Source organism: Microbacterium sp. G2-16M (genome assembly GCF_055809115.1).
The window spans coordinates 1,405,644-1,423,953 of record NZ_CM147897.1 but is presented as its reverse complement, the minus strand read 5'-3'; the positions used below and the strand labels follow the sequence as shown (position 1 = coordinate 1,423,953).

Below are 18,310 nucleotides of genomic sequence, written 5' to 3'. Positions count from 1 at the left end.
CGCGCGCGAATCTCCGGAGTTCTGCACGGGTGACCCGCCGCACGACCCGGGCTACCGTGGAGATATGGACGCGATCGACCTGAACGCCGACCTCGGCGAGACCGTGGACGGGGCGCCCACGGCCGACGACGAGGCGATGTTCGCCCTCGTCTCCAGTGCCAGCATCGCATGCGGGGGGCACGCGGGGGATGCCGCATCCATGCACGCCGCCGTCGAGCGCGCCGACCGCACCGGTGTGGCGATCGGCGCGCATCCGTCCTACCCGGATCGGGCCGGCTTCGGCCGCTCGCCGATGCGGATCGGGCAGTTCGAGCTGCATGCGGTGCTGGCCGAGCAGCTGTCGTCCCTCTCGGACGCCGGCGCCGACATCCGGTACGTCAAGCCGCACGGCGCGCTCTACCACGCCGCCGGCGCGGACCCCGAGCAGGCCGGGGCGGTCGTGCAGGCGGTCGCCGAGCTCAGCGAGCGGGTCGGCCGCGGCATCCCGATCCTCGGGCTGGGCGACGCGCTCGCCGAGGCGGCGACCGCGATCGGCCTGCCGTTCTTCCGCGAGGCGTTCCTGGACCGCGGCTATCTGCCCGACGGCTCGCTCGTGCCGCGCGGCGAGCCGGGCGATCTGGTGCACGATCCGGCCGCGGCGGCCGCGCGCGCGGTGCGGCTGGCCCGCTCCGGCGAGGTCGAGGCGACCGACGGGACCGTGGTCGAAGTCGACGCGGCATCCTTCTGCCTGCACGGCGACACCCCCGAATCCGTCGAGCTGGCGCGTGCGGTGCGGGCGGCGCTGGACGCCGCCGGCATCGCCGTGCGCGCGCCCTGGTGAGGTGACCCCGATGCGCATCCTTCCGTTCGGTGATCTCGCGGTGCTGATCGAAGCGGATGCCGCGGACCCGTCGCACGCCCTGCGCGAGGTGCTCGCCCTCAGCGCCCGGCTGGCGGCATCCCGCCCGGCCGGGGTCGTCGACGTCGTGCCGGCCGCGCGGACGGTGCTCGTGCAGGTCGACCCGCAGGTGCTGGCGCTGTCGGCGGCGCGGACCTGGATCGAGCGCACTGCGGAGGCGCCCGAATCGGCGGCAGCGGCACCCGTGCCGCGCACGGTGGAGCTGCCGATCGCCTACGACGGCCCGGACCTGGCCGAAACCGCCGCGCTGCTCGGGCTGAGCCCGGAGGCGCTCGTGCGCCGGCACCTCGAGGCGGACTGGACCGTCGCCTTCACCGGGTTCGCCCCCGGATTCGGGTACCTGGTCAGCGAGGACTGGCCGTTCGACGTGCCGCGACGGAGCGCCCCGCGCACCCGCGTCCCGGCCGGCGCGGTCGGGCTGGCCGGCGCATTCTGCGGCGCCTACCCGCGCGCGACACCCGGCGGGTGGCGCCTCATCGGCACCACCGGTGCGCCGCTGTTCGACCCGGATGCCGCCGATCCGGCCCTGCTCGCGCCGGGGAACCGCGTCCGGTTCGTCGAGGCGGCCGCCGCGCGTGTGCAGAACTCCGGAGATCCGGCGTCCTCCGGGGCCGTTCGGGCCGATTCTGGGCCATCCGCGGCGGAATCTCCGGAGTTCCGCACGCCACGCACGCCGCGCGGCGCCCCCGGACCGGCGGACGCGCCCGACCCGGAGGACGCGCCCGGACCGGAGGACGCGCCCGGACTGGAGGACGCGCCAGAAGCCGCGCTGCGGGTCGTCGACCCGGGGCTGCTGGCGACCGTGCAGGACCTCGGCCGTCCCGGCCATGCCGCGCAGGGCATCGCCCGCTCGGGCGCGCTCGACCGCGGCGCCCTGCGCACCGCGAACCGGCTGGTCGGCAACCCCGAGGACGCGGCCGGGATCGAGATCACGATGGGCGGCTGGCGCGCCGTCGCGCAGCGCGACCTGTGGTTCGCCGTGGCCGGTGCGTGGGGCCCGGTCCATCTGGACGGGCACGAGCTCGATCCGTACGAGTCGTACGCCTGGCCGGCCGGCGCCGAGCTGCACCTGGACTGGTTCGCCCACGGCGCCCGCGCCTACCTCGCCGTCCGCGGCGGCATCCGGGCGCCCCTCGTGGCCACCTCGCGGGCCACCGACATCCTGGCCGGGATCGGGCCGTCCCCGCTCGCCGCCGACGATGTGCTGGCCACGGCGGATGCCGCGGCTGTGCCGATCCCTCCGGCCGAGGTGATGCCGTGGGGTGCGCCGGATGACGAGGACCTCGAGATCCGGCTGGCCCCCGGCCCGCGCGGGGACTGGTTCACCGCCTCCGCCCGGACCGCGCTGTTCGACGCCGTGTGGACCGTCTCGGCGCAGGCCGACCGGGTCGGGCTGCGGCTGGACGGCCCGGCGCTGGAGCGCGCCCGCACCGACGAGCTGCCCAGCGAGGGGATGCTGCCGGGGGCGATCCAGGTGCCGCCGGACGGCCGGCCGACCATCCTGCTGGCCGACGGTCCGGTCACGGGCGGCTACCCGGTGATCGCGGTCGTGACGGATGCCGCGCTCGACCTGATCGCGCAGGCACGGCCGGGCACCCGCATCCGATTCCGGCACGCGCCGCCCGCCGTCTGAGCGGAATCGGCGGGTTATACCGCAGGATCGGACACTCGTCAAGAATCCGACTGGACATGAAGGCCCCGGCGGCCTATAGTTGGTAGTTGCGCTCTGGTTCCCCCTGCCTTCATATGGTGGTCGGCCGTGCCCGTGTGCCCCCGCTGTTCCCGATGGACCTGGCATCCGATGGGCGGCGACGTGAGGCGCTCGGGGTTCGGGGATCCGAGCACGCCATCTGTCGACAAGGAACCGAAGCCCGCCCCGGGCCCATGGAGGTTATCCCCTTGGCTGCTGCGCCCAACGCATCCACCACCACCCCCAAGAACGGCCGCGGAGCATCCCGCCTCTCGTTCGCCAAGATCTCAGACACGCTGACCGTCCCCGATCTGCTCGCGCTGCAGACGGAGTCGTTCGACTGGCTCATCGGCAACGACGCGTGGAAGGCGCGCGTCGCCGAGGCGCAGGCCGCCGGCCGCAGCGATGTCCCCGAGCACAGCGGTCTGGAGGAGATCTTCGAGGAGATCTCGCCGATCGAGGACCTCAGCGAGACGATGCAGCTGAGCTTCACGAACCCGTACCTGGAGCCGGAGAAGTACTCGATCGAGGAGTGCAAGGAGCGCGGCAAGACCTACGCCGCCCCGCTGTACGTCGAGGCCGAGTTCATGAACCACCAGACCGGTGAGATCAAGACCCAGACGGTCTTCATGGGCGACTTCCCGCTGCAGACCGGCAAGGGCACGTTCATCATCAACGGCACCGAGCGCGTCGTCGTCTCGCAGCTCGTGCGCTCCCCGGGCGTCTACTTCGACCGGACGCCGGACAAGACCAGCGACAAGGACATCGTCTCGGCGCGGATCATCCCCAGCCGCGGCGCCTGGCTCGAGTTCGAGGTCGACAAGCGCGACCAGGTCGGCGTGCGCATCGACCGCAAGCGCAAGCAGTCCGTCACCGTGTTCCTGAAGGCCCTGGGGCTGACCAGCGAAGACATCCTGAACGAGTTCGCGGGCTTCGAGTCGATCGAGGACACGCTGTCCAAGGACACGATCCTCACCAAGGAGGACGCGCTCCGCGACATCTACCGCAAGCTCCGTCCGGGCGAGCAGGTGGCCGCCGAGGCCGCTCGCGCCCTGCTGGACAACTTCTACTTCAACCCGAAGCGCTACGACCTGGCCAAGGTCGGCCGCTTCAAGATCAACCAGAAGCTGGGTGTCGAGTCGCCGCTGTCCGAGTCGGTGCTGTCCGTGCAGGACATCGTCGCCACGATCAAGTACCTCGTCCGCCTGCACCGCGGCGATGTCACGTTCGAGGGCCGTCGAGGCGGCAAGGACGTCGAGATCCGCCTGGACATCGACGACATCGACAACTTCGGCAACCGCCGCATCCGCGCGGTCGGCGAGCTGATCCAGAACCAGGTCCGCACCGGACTGTCCCGCATGGAGCGCGTCGTCCGCGAGCGCATGACCACGCAGGACATCGAGGCGATCACCCCGCAGACCCTGATCAACGTGCGCCCCGTCGTCGCGGCGATCAAGGAGTTCTTCGGCACCTCGCAGCTGTCGCAGTTCATGGACCAGAACAACCCGCTCGCGGGACTGACCCACAAACGCCGCCTGTCGGCGCTGGGCCCCGGCGGTCTGTCGCGTGAGCGCGCCGGCGTCGAGGTCCGCGACGTCCACCCGTCGCACTACGGCCGGATGTGCCCGATCGAGACGCCGGAAGGCCCGAACATCGGCCTGATCGGCTCGCTCGCCTCGTTCGCCCGCATCAACGCGTTCGGGTTCATCGAGACCCCGTACCGCCGCGTGCTGGGCGGCAAGGTCACCGAGCAGATCGACTACCTCACCGCGAGCGAGGAGAACGACTACATCGTGGCCCAGGCCGGCGCCGAGCTGAAGGCGGACGGCACGTTCGTCGAGGAGCGGGTGCTTGCCCGTCGCGGTCAGGGCGGCGAGGTCGACCTGTTCCACGTCGAGGACATCGGCTACATGGATGTCTCGCCCCGACAGATGGTGTCGGTGGCGACATCCCTCATCCCGTTCCTCGAGCACGACGACGCGAACCGGGCCCTGATGGGCGCGAACATGCAGCGTCAGGCCGTCCCGCTGCTGCGCAGCGAGTCGCCCGTGGTCGGCACCGGCATGGAGGGCTACACCGCGATCGACGCCGGTGACGTGATCACCGCCGAGAACGCCGGTGTGGTCAACGAGGTCTCGGCCGACAAGGTCACCGTGCAGCTGGATGCCGGCGGCACCCAGGAGTACTACCTGCGCAAGTTCGACCGCTCCAACCAGGGCACCTGCTACAACCAGCGCGTCGTGGTCTCGGCCGGCGACCGGATCGAGGTCGGCGAGGTCATCGCCGACGGTCCCGCCACCGAGAACGGCGAGCTGGCGCTGGGCAAGAACCTGCTGGTCGCGTTCATGACGTGGGAGGGCTACAACTACGAGGACGCGATCATCCTCAGCCAGAACCTGGTGAAGGACGACACCCTCTCCTCGATCCACATCGAGGAGTACGAGGTGGACGCCCGCGACACCAAGCTCGGCAAGGAGGAGATCACCCGCGACCTGCCCAACGTGAGCCCGGACCTGCTGAAGGACCTGGACGAGCGCGGCATCGTGCGCATCGGCGCCGAGGTGCGCCCCGGCGACATCCTGGTCGGCAAGGTCACGCCCAAGGGCGAGACCGAGCTGTCGGCCGAGGAGCGACTGCTGCGCGCGATCTTCAACGAGAAGAGCCGCGAGGTCCGCGACACGTCGCTGAAGGTGCCGCACGGTGAAGAGGGCACGATCATCGCGGTCAAGGAGTTCAACGCCGAAGAGGGCGACGACGAGCTCGGCAACGGCGTGAACCGTCGTGTCGTGGTCTACATCGCCCAGAAGCGCAAGATCACCGCCGGCGACAAGCTGGCCGGCCGCCACGGCAACAAGGGCGTCATCTCCCGCATCCTGCCGGTCGAGGACATGCCGTTCCTCGCCGACGGCACCCCGGTGGACGTCATCCTGAACCCGCTCGGCATCCCCGGCCGGATGAACTTCGGCCAGGTGCTGGAGACCCACCTCGGCTGGATCGCCAAGACCGGCTGGAAGGTCGAGGGCAACCCCGACTGGGCCACCGAGCTGTCCGACCAGGCCCGCGAGGCCGCCCCGGGCACGAAGGTCGCCACCCCCGTGTTCGACGGTGCGCGCGAGGACGAGGTCGCAGGGCTTCTCGACTCGACGCTGCCGACGCGCGACGGCGACCGGCTGATCGACTCCACGGGCAAGACGATGCTGTACGACGGCCGCAGCGGAGAGCCGTTCCCGGCTCCCATCTCGGTCGGCTACATGTACATCCTGAAGCTGCACCACCTGGTGGACGACAAGATCCACGCCCGCTCGACCGGTCCGTACTCGATGATCACCCAGCAGCCGCTGGGCGGCAAGGCGCAGTTCGGCGGCCAGCGCTTCGGCGAGATGGAGGTGTGGGCGCTCGAGGCCTACGGCGCCGCATACGCGCTGCAGGAGCTGCTGACGGTCAAGTCCGACGACATCCTCGGCCGCGTCAAGGTGTACGAGGCCATCGTCAAGGGCGAGAACATCCCCGAGCCGGGCACGCCCGAATCGTTCAAGGTGCTGATGAAGGAGATGCAGTCGCTCTGCCTGAACGTCGAGGTCCTCTCGGCCGACGGCACGGCGGTCAACCTGCGTGACACGGATGACGAGGCCTTCCGCGCTGCGGAGGAGCTCGGCATCAACATCTCCAGCCGGTTCGAGTCCTCGTCCATCGACGAGATCTGATCCGACCAGGCCCACACTCAAGCTTTCACAAGGCACACAGGAGAACCAGTGCTCGACGCAACAACTTTCGATGAGCTTCGTATCGGTCTGGCCACTGCCGACGACATCCGTCGTTGGTCCTATGGCGAGGTCAAGAAGCCCGAGACCATCAACTACCGCACACTGAAGCCCGAGAAGGACGGTCTGTTCGGCGAGCAGATCTTCGGGCCCTCCCGCGACTGGGAGTGCGCGTGCGGCAAGTACAAGCGGGTCCGCTTCAAGGGCATCGTCTGCGAGCGCTGCGGCGTGGAGGTCACCAAGAGCTCCGTCCGTCGTGAGCGGATGGGGCACATCGAGCTGGCCGCCCCTGTCACCCACATCTGGTACTTCAAGGGCGTCCCCTCGCGGCTCGGCTACCTGCTGGACATGGCCCCGAAGGACCTCGAGAAGGTCATCTACTTCGCCGCGTACATGGTCATCTCGGTGGACGAGGATGCGCGCCACCGCGACCTGCCCACGCACGAGAACAACCTCCGGCTGGAGATGAAGACGATCGCGGACCGCCGCGACGCCCGCATCGCCACGCGCATGCAGAAGCTGGAAGAGGACCTCGCCGCCCTGGAGGAAGAGGGCGCCAAGGCCGACCAGAAGAAGAAGACCAAGGACGCCGCCGAGAAGGAGATGACCTCGATCCGCAAGAACGCGGACGAGCAGATCGCCAAGCTCGAGCGCGTCTGGGAGGACTTCCGCACCCTCGAGGTCGGCGCCCTCAAGCCCGAGGACGACGTGTTCCACGAGCTGCAGGACCGCTTCGGCCAGTACTTCGAGGCCTACATGGGCGCGGAGTCGATCCAGCGCCGCCTGCAGGCGTTCGACCTGGCCGCCGAGTCCGAGAATCTGCACCTGCAGATCGCCGAGGGCAAGGGCCAGCGCAAGATCCGCGCGATCAAGCGACTGAAGGTCGTCAACTCGTTCCTGTCCACCGGCATGAGCCCGGCATCGATGGTGCTGGACGTCGTCCCGGTGATCCCGCCCGAGCTGCGCCCGATGGTGCAGCTGGACGGCGGCCGGTTCGCGACATCCGATCTGAACGACCTGTACCGTCGCGTGATCAACCGCAACAACCGCCTCCGTCGCCTGATCGACCTCGGTGCCCCCGAGATCATCGTGAACAACGAGAAGCGGATGCTGCAGGAGGCCGTCGACGCGCTGTTCGACAACGGCCGTCGTGGCCGCCCCGTGACCGGCACCGGCAACCGGGCGCTGAAGTCGCTGTCCGACATGCTCAAGGGCAAGCAGGGCCGGTTCCGCCAGAACCTGCTCGGCAAGCGCGTGGACTACTCGGGCCGTTCGGTGATCATCGTCGGTCCGACGCTGAAGCTGCACCAGTGCGGTCTGCCCAAGCAGATGGCGCTCGAGCTGTTCAAGCCGTTCGTGATCAAGCGTCTGATCGACCTCGGTCACTCGCAGAACATCAAGGCCGCCAAGCGCGCGGTCGAGCGCACCCGTCCCGAGGTGTGGGACGTGCTCGAGGAGATCATCCGCGAGCGTCCGGTGCTGCTGAACCGTGCGCCCACGCTGCACCGTCTGGGCATCCAGGCGTTCGAGCCGCAGCTGGTCGAGGGCAAGGCCATCCAGCTGCACCCGCTGGTGTGCGCCGCCTTCAACGCCGACTTCGACGGCGACCAGATGGCCGTGCACCTGCCGCTGTCGGTCGAGGCGCAGGCCGAGGCCCGCATCCTGATGCTGGCCTCGAACAACATCCTCAAGCCCTCGGACGGCCGTCCGGTCACCCTGCCTTCGCAGGACATGATCATCGGCCTGCACCACCTGACCACGGTCAAGGCGGGCGCGAGCGGCGAGGGCCGCGTGTTCGGGTCGGTCGCCGAGGCGATCATGGCCCGCGACGAGGGCACGCTCGACCTGCAGGCGAAGGCGCGCATCCGCATCCCGGAGCTCACCTTCCTCGAGGGTGAGGCGCCCGAGAACTACGAGCGCTACGGGCTGGTGGATGCCTCGCTCGGCCAGGTGATCTTCAACGACACCCTGCCGAAGGGCTTCCCGTTCGTGCGCGGCCAGGCCGACAAGGGCAAGCTGAGCCAGATCGTGAACAAGCTGGCGGAGGAGTACCCCAAGGTCACCGTCGCCGCCGCGCTGGATGCGATCAAGGACGCCGGCTTCTACTGGGCCACCCGTTCGGGCGTGACCGTCGCCCTCTCCGACGTGATCACCCCGCCGAACAAGGCCGAGATCGTCGGGCAGTACGAGAAGCAGGCCGCGAAGGTCCAGGGCCAGTACGAGAAGGGTCTGACCACCGACGCCGAGCGTCGGCAGGAGCTCATCAAGATCTGGACCGAGGCGACCGACGAGATCCAGAAGGCGATGCGGGACAACTTCCCCGAGGACAACACCATCAACCGCATGGTGTCCTCCGGCGCCCGCGGAAACTGGCTGCAGATCCGGAACATCGCCGGTATGCGAGGCCTCGTGAACAACCCGAAGGGCGAGATCATCCCGCGCCCGATCATCTCCTCGTACCGCGAGGGGCTGAGCGTGGCGGAGTACTTCATCGCCTCGCACGGTGCCCGCAAGGGCCTGGCCGACACCGCGCTGCGCACGGCCGACTCCGGGTACCTCACCCGGCGTCTGGTCGACGTCTCGCAGGATGTCATCATCCGCGAGGACGACTGCGGCACGAACAAGGGCCTGGAGTTCACGATCGCCGCGCCCGGCGCCGACGGCACCCTGGTGCGTGACAGCAACGTGGAGAACTCGGTGTTCGCCCGGACGCTGGCCACCGACGTGGTCACCGACGGCGGCGAGGTGCTCGCCGAGGCCGGACAGGATGTCGGCGACGTGCTGATCAACCGTCTGGTCGAGGCGGGTGTGCAGACCATCAAGGTGCGGTCGGTCCTGACCTGCGACTCGGCAGTCGGCGTCTGCGCCCGCTGCTACGGCCGCTCGCTGGCCACCGGCAAGATGGTCGACATCGGCGAGGCCGTGGGCATCATCGCGGCCCAGTCGATCGGCGAGCCCGGCACCCAGCTGACCATGCGCACGTTCCACACCGGCGGTTCCGCGTCGGCGGAGGACATCACGCAGGGTCTGCCGCGTGTGCAGGAGCTGTTCGAGGCGCGCACCCCGAAGGGTGCCTCGCCGATCGCGGAGTCCGATGGACGCATCACGATCGACGAGACCGAGAAGAGCCGCAAGGTCATCCTGACCCCCGACAACGGCGACGAGCCGCACGTCTACCCGGTCCTGCGGCGCGCGACGCTGCTGGTCGAGGACGGGCAGCACGTCTCGGTCGGCCAGCCGCTGCTCGTGGGCACGCTGGACCCGAAGGAGATCATGCGCGTCCAGGGTGCGCGCACCGTGCAGAAGTACCTCGTGGACGGCGTCCAGGGGGTCTACCGCTCGCAGGGTGTGCCGATCCACGACAAGCACATCGAGGTCATCGTGCGCCAGATGCTGCGGAAGGTCACCGTGGTCGACCACGGCGACACGAAGCTGCTGCCCGGTGAGCTGGTGGACTCGCGTCGGTTCATCGACATGAACCGCGGTGCCGTGGCCGAGGGCAAGCGCCCGGCCTCGGGTCGTCCCGAGCTCATGGGCATCACGAAGGCGTCGCTTGCGACCGAGTCGTGGCTGTCGGCCGCGTCGTTCCAGGAGACGACGCGCGTGCTGACCCAGGCCGCGATGGAGGGCAAGAGCGACCCGCTCGTGGGCCTGAAGGAGAACGTGATCATCGGAAAGCTGATCCCCGCCGGCACCGGACTGTCCAAGTACCGGAACGTCGTGGTGGAGGCCACCGAAGAGGCCAAGAGCGAGCGGTACCCCAACCGCATCTTCGCCTCGGACGGCGCGTACAGCGACACCGACCTGAGCTACGTCGACTTCGACAGCTTCTCGACGGACGACTTCACGCCCGGCCAGTACAACTGACCCGGGACGAGCCCGGCCGCACCGCGGTCGGGCTCGACCCCGGCATCGCGAAAGGCTCCGGCATCCGCCGGGGCCTTTCGCTTTGCCGTGCACAGGCTCGCACCCTCCCTCCGCGGGTCGCGGGACGGATGCCCCCGCCGCCGCTTACCGTGGAGGGCAGGGGAGGAAGGGCATGATCGGGGGACGAAAGGCGTGGATCGCCTGGCCGGCGGGTCTGCTGTGCGCCGGCGTGGTGGCCGGGCTGGCGTGGCTGGCCGCGCCCGGGATCCCGGCGGCCGTGCAGTTCGCCGGAGACCTGCTGCGCTCCGCCACGGCGGCCGAGCAGGCCTCTTCGTCCCCGGCGACGGCGCGGCCGATCGAGAGCATCGGCACGGCCATCACCGACGACTGCCGATCGCTGTATCCGGACAAGCTGTGGGTCCAGCTCAGCTGGCAGCCGCACGTCGTCCTCGACCAGTCGCAGGACCCGCCGGCCACCACTGCGACCGGGGTGCGCGACGCGCTCACCCCTGAGGTGCTGATGACCTGCGCGTGGCGCGACCGGGACGGCGGCACGGTGACAACGACGCTCGCGAAGGTGGATGCCGCGGCCGCCGCGGTCGCCCGCCCGGGGTTCGCGAGTCAGGGCTTCCACTGCACGGATGCCGGCGGCGGCATCCGCTGCGCTCGGACCAGTGGCCGCACGACCGAAGAGAACGTGGTCCGCGACGGGATGTGGCTGTCCACGACCGAGCAGGCGTGGCATCCCTCCGGCTACACCGACGAGCTGGTGCGTCGGCTCTGGCCGTAAACGTCGGTTACGGGAGGTCCCAGGTGTGCACCGGCTCGTTCGCGTGCATGCCCTCGGCGTACAGCGCGAGCATCTCGGTGAGGGCGCGATCGCGATCCATGCCCCGATCCTCGAGCGCGCGGACCGCGGCGACCTGCCACGAGGCGCCGTTGACCCGGCGCTTGCACCGCTCCTCGACGATCGTCAGGTAGCGATCCCGCACGGCGGCCGACACTCCCCACAGCGACAGGCCCTCGTCCGCGAGGGGGAGCAGGCGCCGCAGGATCAGCTCGTCCCAGGGCACCTCGCCCAGTCCCGGCCAGTAGAGGGTGGCGTCGACGCCCCGGCGGGCGCCCTCGGTGAAGTTCGACTGCGCCGCATCGAAGCTCATCTTGGTCCACACCGGACGCTCTTCGGCCGCCAGCATCCGCAGCGCCCCGTAGTAGAACGCCGCATTCGCGAGCACGTCGACCACGGTCGGACCGGCCGGGAGCACCCGGTTCTCGACCCGCAGATGCGGGCGTCCGTCCACGACGTCGTACACCGGCCGGTTCCAGCGGTAGACCGTGCCGTTGTGCAGCCGCAGCTCCTGCAGCTTCGGTGCGCGGCCGGCGGCGAGCTCGGCCTCGGGGTCCTCGTCGCTGGTCTCGGGCAGCAGGGCGGGGAAGTAGCGGACGTTCTCCTCGAACAGGTCGAAGATCGACGTGATCCACCGCTCGCCGAAGAACACCGGCGGCCGCACGCCCTGGTTGCGCAGCTCGGGCGAGCGGGTGTCGGTGGCCTGCAGGAACAGCTCGGTGCGCGTCTCGGCCCACAGCTGCCTGCCGAACAGGAACGGCGAGTTCGCCCCCAGGGCGAGCTGGGGGCCGGCCAGCAGCTGGGCGGCGTTCCAGTTCGCGGCGAACTCGGCGGGCGAGACCTGCACGTGCAGCTGCACCGAGGTGCAGGCCGACTCCGGGGCGATCGACGGCGAGAAGATGCGCAGCGACTCGGTGCCGGCGATGTCCAGCTCGAGGTCTTCGCGGCGCGCCGAGAACACGGCCTCGTCCAGGGCGGCGTAGCGCGCGTTCGCGCTCATCCACTCGCCCTCCAGATGCTCCGGCCGCAGGGTGGGGAGGATGCCGATCATCACGATGCCGGCCCCCGCCTCTCGCGCCTTCTCCTCGGCGTGGTTCATCGAGGAGCGCAGCAGCCCCTCCAGCTCGAGCGCCGCCGCCCCCGGCAGGGGGCGGGGCGAGACGTTCAGCTCGATGTTGTACCGGCCCAGCTCGGTCTGGAACGCCGGATCGGCGATCGATTCCAGCACCTCGGCGTTGGCCATCGCCGGCTGCCAGTCGGCGTCGACGAGGTTCAGCTCGATTTCCAGGCCGGTCAGCGGCCGGTCGAACTCGAACGCGTGGTCGCGCAGCATCCGCTCGAACACGTCCAGGCAGCGCTGCACCTTCGCCCGGTACTGCTTGCGCTGCTCGCGCGTGAACACGGTGCTGCCGACGTCATCACCCATGGCGACTTCCTGATGCCCGGTCCACTGTGGGCCGGTGCGTCTGGTGCGAGCTAAGCACATCCGCCGCCGGCAGGCACGTGCTCGGTCGCGCGACGCCGCCTACGCTGGTGCCGATGGGCCAGCGCGGCGGGAGGCGGATGATGCACGGACCAGGCGAGGATGCCGCGGCCGCAGACCGCGCGCAGGTGGGCGGCAGGCGGGTGATGCGCGGAGCGGGGCAGGATGCCGCGGCCGCGGACCGCGCGCAGGTGGGCGGCAGGCGGACGATGGCCGGAGCGGGGCAGGATGCCGCGGCCGCGGACCGCGCGCAGGCCGCGGCGGTCGACCCCGGCGCCGGCCGCGGCCCGGCGTGGCTGGATGCCGCGCTCGCCGAGCACCTGCCCGCGCTGGTCGGTCTGCGTCGGCGGATCCACGCCCACCCCGAGCTGTCCCGGCACGAGACGGCCACGACCGCCCTGATCCACGACACCCTGACGGCGGCCGACATCCCGGCCCAGGTGCTGCCCGGCGGGACGGGCGTGGTCGCCGAGATCGCCGGCCGGGCCGCGGCATCCCATCCGGTGATCGGCCTGCGCGCGGACATCGACGCCCTGCCGCTGATCGAGGGCAGCGGCCTGCCGTTCGCCTCCACCGTGCCCGGGGTCGCGCACGCGTGCGGGCACGACCTGCATACGACCGTGCTGCTGGGCGCGGCGCTGGCGCTGCGGTCGGCGCCCGATCTGGCCGGAAGCGTGCGGCTGCTGTTCCAGCCTGCCGAAGAGGTCATGCCGGGCGGCTCGCACCAGCTGGTGGCCGCCGGCGCCCTGCGCGGCGTCGACCGTCTGTTCGCGCTGCACTGCGACCCGCGGATCCCGGTGGGGCAGGTGGCCCTGAGGGTGGGGCCGATCACCTCGGCCTGCGACATGATCGAGCTCGAGGTGGAGGGTCCCGGCGGCCACACCTCGAGGCCGCACCTCACCGTCGACGTGGTGGGGGCGCTGTCGGCGGTCGCCTCGCGGCTGCCGCTGCTGGTGAACCGGCGACTCGATCCGCGCGCGGGTGCGCTGCTGGTGTGGGGCGCGATCAGCGCGGGCCAGGCGTCGAACGTCATCCCGCGCCAGGGGTCGCTGCGGGGAACCCTGCGCATCCTCGACCGGGCCGCGTGGGAGCACGCCGAGCCCGTGGTCACCGAGCTGATCGCCCAGCTGCTCGCGCCGAGCGGGGCGGAGTACCGGCTCACGTACATCCGCGGCGTCCCGCCGGTGGTCAACGACGCCGCGTCGGTGGCGCTGGTGCGCCGGGCCGTCGAGACCGGGCTGGGCCGAGAGGCCCTCGGCGAGGCCGAGCAGTCTGCCGGGGCGGAGGACTTCGCCGTGCTGCTCGAGCACGCGCCCGGGGCGCTGGCCCGGCTGGGCGTGTGGGACGGGCTGGCGCCGCAGGTCGATCTGCACTCGCCTCGGTTCCGGGCCGACGAACGTGCGATCGCGGTCGGGGTGCGCACTCTCGTGCACACGGTGCTGGCCGCAACCGGCCGCGCCGCCTGACGCGCCGGGTCGTGGCATCCGGCTCGCGCTACCGTTTTCCGCTTCCGCGCTCGCTGCTTATGGGCGCGGATGCTGATTTCGACAGCGCGAGTGCCTAGCGCCAGTTCGCGCTCGACTCGAGCGCGCCCGGTCGTGCTGGCACTCTGGCGACTGGCGGTGGTCCCTCGCTTCGGCTCGCGCTTCTGCGCGTCTCGGGCCCCGGGACTGCTCGCGCTACCGTTTTCCGCTTCCGCGCCCGTTCTTTATGGGCGCGGATGCTGATTTCGACAGCGCGAGCGGTTGGCGCCAGTTCGCGCTCGACTCGAGCGCGCCCGGACGTGCTGGCACTCTGGCGACCGGCGGTGGTCCCTCGCTTCGGCTCGCGCTTCTGCGCGTCTCGGGCCCCGGGACTGCTCGCGCTACCGTTTTCCGATTCCGCGCTCGTTCTTTATGGGCGCGGATGCTGATTTTGACAGCGCGAGCGACCCGCACCGCGTCCGACCGCCGGGCCCGACCGCATTTCAGACACGGCGACACGGTTCCGGGACGCGCGTGGTGGGCGACGGTAGCCTCGTAGACAGGGGACCGTCCCCATGTGAGGAGTCCTGCGATGAGTGATCCCCGGGAGCCCATGGGCGAGCCCGTCGAGGAGCCGACGCCCGTCGCCGATGTGGTGGGCCAGGCGCACGAAGGGCTGGCAGAGGCCGAGGCGGCACGCCGCAACCCGACGATCGAGGAGCAGAATGCGTCTGCCGACGAGGCCGCAGCGCGGCAGCCCGCGGCGCCGGAAGCGGATGCTGCAGCCGCCGACGCCGACGAGTCCGCATTCGCCACCCCTGAGTTGAACGATGCCCACGCCGCGGGAGACACCCGCGCCGACGCTGCCGACGCCGCGGCAGCCGACCGTGCTGCGGCAGCCGACCGTGCTGCGGCAGCCGACCGTGCCGCGGCAGCCGACCGGCCCGCGGGCGGGGACAATGCCGAACCTTCCACGACCGCGGTGGACGAGGCATCCGCTGCCCCGGTCGAACCCGCGTACGTCGCACCGGCCGCCGTGCCGACTCAGCAGCAGCCCCAGCCGCAGCAGCAGCCGCAGCCGATCTTCGTGCAGGCGCCGGAAGAGCCGCGGCCACGCGGCAACCGCGCTGCGGCCGGCGGCATCGGCATCATCGCCGCGATCTGCTTCGCGGTGCTGTATCTGGCCGCCGGTCTGGCGATCGGCCTGGTCACCGGCGACCTCACCGGCGACAAGGTCGGCTCGTGGCTGTCCGGCGAGCTGACCACGTGGGGCCTGTGGGTTCCGACCGCGGTGTTCTTCCTCGCGTTCTGGCTGTTGGGCGCGATCATCAACCGCGGCCGCTGGGGCGTGTGGGTGATCCTCGGCCTGCTGGTCGGCCTCGCCGCGTACGGCGGGCACCTGCTCGGACAGCTGTTCGAGGCGCAGTTCTGGATGATCACTGCCCAGCAGGGTGCCCAGATCGTGCAGGATCAGCTGTTCGCCCCGCTCGCGATCGCGGCGCTGGTGATCGCGCGCGAGCTGACGATCTGGTTCTCGGCGTGGATCGCCGCCCGCGGCAAGCGGATGACCGAGTTGAACATCGAGTCGCGCCGCGAGTACGAGCGGACCCTCGAGGCAGGGCCCCAGCTGGCCGACTGAGTCATGTCCGGGGCGCCGGGCGGACCCGGCCGCGCACCGACCCCGTCGGGCGGCGGGGTTCCGCCGCTGATCGCGCTGGCGTTCGCGACGGTTCTGTTCGGTGCGCTGGTGATCGGCGGACTGGGAGGCACGAGCCTGCTGACCGGGCGCGATGTGATCTCGGCGCCGGGCTTCAGGCAGTTCCCGGGAGTGGCGGGAGTGGTCGCCGCGATCGTTGCGTTCGCGCTGGTGCTGTGGGCGGCGCTGCGCCAGCCGCGCCCCTCCTTCTGGGCCGGCGTCTGGGCGGCGGCGGCGTGCACGATCGTCTACCTGGCGGCCGTGTGGGTGGCCGGCGCTGTGCAGACCGGCGATGTCGTGCTCCCGGCATCCGTCGTCGAACGGCTGGTGACGGGAGGCTTCATCTTCGTCGTCGCCGGCGCGGCTCTGGTGGCGGGCTGGGGCGGGGTCGCGTTGGCCCGAAGTCGCGGCGGACGGCCGCGATGGCCCTGGGAAGACGACGAATCGCCCTGATGAACGCGGCGAAAAGACGCCGATGAGCGGATGCTGCGCGTTACGGTGGTGTGCGTGGAGCGATCGCTCGAGACCCAGGTGAGCCAGGCTGTCGACGCCTGGCTGCGGTGGCTGCCGCGCTGGGAGCCGGCCACGCATCGCGGCCGGGTCGCCGTGTGCCGGCGGTGTCTGGGTTCGCCGGTGCTGTCGGCGGCGGGACTCGGTGCGGACGTGCCGCATGCGGTCCAGCACGGGCTGTCCACGCGGGTGAAGGCGATCATCGACCAGTCGGTGGCCGAGTACACCGCCCGGAATCTGCCGATGCTGCAGGGGGAGCTCGATCAGCAGGCCGCGCGCAATCGTGCGCGCAGCTATCGCCCGATGGAGGGTCTGGATCCGGAGTTCGAGGGGATGCCGCTGGATCCTGAGCCGCAGCCCGGGGCGCCGTTCCTGTTCACGCTGTCGGGGATGGCCGATGAGGCGGATGCCGGTGTGCCGGCGCTGCCGCCGCTCAGCGACGAGGCCAAGGCGGCGCTGCGCCAGGAGGTCGGCCTGGCCGACGAATACGCGAACATGATCGGCCGCGAGGTCTGCTCGATCCTCCTCAGCCACCGGCTGCGCATCCAGGCCGCCGTGACCGAGTACGTCGAGCCGCAGGTCGCGGCGCTGCTGGACGAGCTCACCCGGTCGCTGGATTCGCCCTTCGACCCCTCAGACTGACCCCGCCCTTCCCCTCGAAATCGTACGATGTGGCCGGCTGCACATGAAACCTGGCCAAAATTGATGTGCACTCGGCCAGATCGTACGATTTCAACGACCGCGGGGATGTCGCGCAGCGCGGGGATGTCGCGCAGCCAGAAGCATTTCGTGCGACCAAGGGCAATCCGCGCCGGCGGCGAGCCGGCGGAGCCAGCGGGTGGGCCGCGGCACGACGCCGGTCCGCGATTTGCTACCATTACCAGGCCTGACCGCTGTCTGCGCGCTGCGCGGGATGGCCTGTCGACTCAGAGCGCGAAGAAGCAGCGGATGGGGGTCCGGGATGCCGAAGCGCCTGCCTTCGACGCCGCCCGTGCTTCCCGGCCTGGCCTATGTGCGTCCGCTCGGTTCGGGCGGATTCGCCGACGTGTTCCTGTACGCCCAAGACATGCCCCGGCGCCAGGTCGCGGTCAAGGTGCTGCCGGCCGGCGTGCACGACACCGACATGCTGCGCATGTTCAACGCCGAGGCCGACGTGCTCGCCCACCTGTCTGCGCACCCGTCGATCGTCACGGTCTATCAGGCCGGCATCTCGGCCGACGGCCGCCCGTACATCGTGATGGAGTACTGCCCGGGTTCGCTGGCCAAGCGCTACCGCCAGGAGCGCATGCCGGTCGATGAGGCCCTCACCATCGGCGTGAAGATGGCCAGCGCCCTGGAGTCGGCGCACCGTGCGGGCCTGGTGCACCGCGACGTCAAGCCCAGCAACATCCTCATCACCACCTTCGGCACCCCGGTGCTGGCCGACTTCGGCATCTCGTCCTCGCTCGCCCCCGGCGGCGAGGAGGTCCTCGCCATGAGCGTGCCCTGGAGCGCACCCGAGGTCGTGGCCGAGCAGACGGCCGGCACGGTCGCCAGCGAGGTCTGGGGCCTGGGCGCGACCGTCTACTCGCTGCTGGCCGGCTACAGTCCGTTCGAGCGGCCCGAGCCGGGCCAGAACACCCGCGAGCACCTGCGCCGCCGCATCCTGCGGGCGGACTTCCCGCGGATGTCGCGGCCCGACGTGCCCGCCGGGGTGCAGAACGTCCTGGCCGTGGCGATGGCGCGCGAGCCGCAGGACCGCTATCCGAGCGCACTCGCGTTCGCGCAGGCGCTGCGCGACGCGCAGCACGGCATGGGCTTCCCGCCGACGCCGCTCGAGGTGGCCGAGGACGAATGGGTGCCCGGCGATCAGACGGTCGACTTCGCGGATGCCGCGGCCCGCGGGCCCGCGATCTCGTCGGTGCCGCACGACTCGCGTCGTCGCACGACCGAGCCGCCGCCGCTGATCTCGCGCGCCCGGGACGAGGACGCGGACATCTCCGCCCCGACGACCTCGGTCCGGCGACGGGTCTGGCCGTGGATCCTCGTGGCCGCCATCGCCGGCGCCGCCGCCGTCCTCGTGATCTGGGCCGTGCTGGCCGGGACCGGGGGCTGA

Annotated in this window: 11 protein-coding genes; 10 read left to right on the top strand and 1 reads right to left on the bottom strand. The window is 70.8% G+C overall.

All coding sequences use genetic code 11. The features are described 5' to 3' along the window. Positions 1 to 64: 64 nt before the first annotated feature. The 5 genes from AC0L6F_RS06795 (at position 65) to AC0L6F_RS06775 (ending at position 11,006) form a co-directional block, all read left to right on the top strand. Positions 65 to 820 (top strand): LamB/YcsF family protein, encoded by a 756-nt coding sequence (locus tag AC0L6F_RS06795; protein ID WP_473539652.1) that lies wholly within the window; start codon positions 65 to 67, stop codon positions 818 to 820. Between the two features lie 10 nt (positions 821 to 830). After that, positions 831 to 2,531 (top strand): 5-oxoprolinase subunit B/C family protein, encoded by a 1,701-nt coding sequence (locus tag AC0L6F_RS06790; RefSeq protein WP_473539650.1) that lies wholly within the window; start codon positions 831 to 833, stop codon positions 2,529 to 2,531. A gap of 266 nt (positions 2,532 to 2,797) precedes the next feature. Continuing rightward, positions 2,798 to 6,292 carry a DNA-directed RNA polymerase subunit beta gene (rpoB, locus tag AC0L6F_RS06785; RefSeq protein ID WP_473539649.1) on the top strand — a complete coding sequence of 1,165 codons (3,495 nt, stop codon included), beginning with the start codon at positions 2,798 to 2,800 and terminating at the stop codon, positions 6,290 to 6,292. A 48-nt stretch (positions 6,293 to 6,340) separates the two neighbouring features. Next, positions 6,341 to 10,216 (top strand): DNA-directed RNA polymerase subunit beta', encoded by a 3,876-nt coding sequence (gene rpoC, locus AC0L6F_RS06780; RefSeq protein WP_274635892.1) that lies wholly within the window; start codon positions 6,341 to 6,343, stop codon positions 10,214 to 10,216. A 172-nt stretch (positions 10,217 to 10,388) separates the two neighbouring features. Then, positions 10,389 to 11,006: a hypothetical protein gene (locus AC0L6F_RS06775; RefSeq protein ID WP_473539647.1), complete on the top strand. Its 618-nt coding sequence runs from the start codon at positions 10,389 to 10,391 to the stop codon at positions 11,004 to 11,006. A 7-nt stretch (positions 11,007 to 11,013) separates the two neighbouring features. Here the strand turns inward: AC0L6F_RS06775 and AC0L6F_RS06770 are convergent, their stop codons facing one another. Then, positions 11,014 to 12,489 (bottom strand): glutamate-cysteine ligase family protein, encoded by a 1,476-nt coding sequence (locus tag AC0L6F_RS06770; RefSeq protein ID WP_274635890.1) that lies wholly within the window; start codon positions 12,487 to 12,489, stop codon positions 11,014 to 11,016. A 113-nt stretch (positions 12,490 to 12,602) separates the two neighbouring features. Between AC0L6F_RS06770 and AC0L6F_RS06765 the strand changes: the two genes are divergently transcribed. The 5 genes from AC0L6F_RS06765 to AC0L6F_RS06745 all read left to right on the top strand — a co-directional run bounded on the left by AC0L6F_RS06765 (position 12,603) and on the right by AC0L6F_RS06745 (position 18,310). Beyond that, complete coding sequence (locus AC0L6F_RS06765) at positions 12,603 to 14,012, top strand: amidohydrolase (RefSeq protein ID WP_473539646.1); 1,410 nt, start codon at positions 12,603 to 12,605, stop codon at positions 14,010 to 14,012. Between the two features lie 589 nt (positions 14,013 to 14,601). Then, the gene (locus AC0L6F_RS06760) at positions 14,602 to 15,648 is read left to right on the top strand and encodes an ABC transporter (protein WP_473539645.1); all 1,047 of its coding nucleotides are present in this window, start codon (positions 14,602 to 14,604) and stop codon (positions 15,646 to 15,648) included. A 3-nt stretch (positions 15,649 to 15,651) separates the two neighbouring features. Continuing rightward, a complete protein-coding gene (locus AC0L6F_RS06755) occupies positions 15,652 to 16,158 on the top strand; it encodes a DUF6121 family protein (protein WP_473539643.1) in 507 nt (168 codons plus the stop codon). Between the two features lie 54 nt (positions 16,159 to 16,212). Next, a complete protein-coding gene (locus AC0L6F_RS06750; RefSeq protein ID WP_274635886.1) occupies positions 16,213 to 16,857 on the top strand; it encodes a spermidine/putrescine ABC transporter substrate-binding protein in 645 nt (214 codons plus the stop codon). Between the two features lie 319 nt (positions 16,858 to 17,176). Further along, the gene (locus AC0L6F_RS06745; RefSeq protein ID WP_259612571.1) at positions 17,177 to 18,310 is read left to right on the top strand and encodes a serine/threonine-protein kinase; all 1,134 of its coding nucleotides are present in this window, start codon (positions 17,177 to 17,179) and stop codon (positions 18,308 to 18,310) included.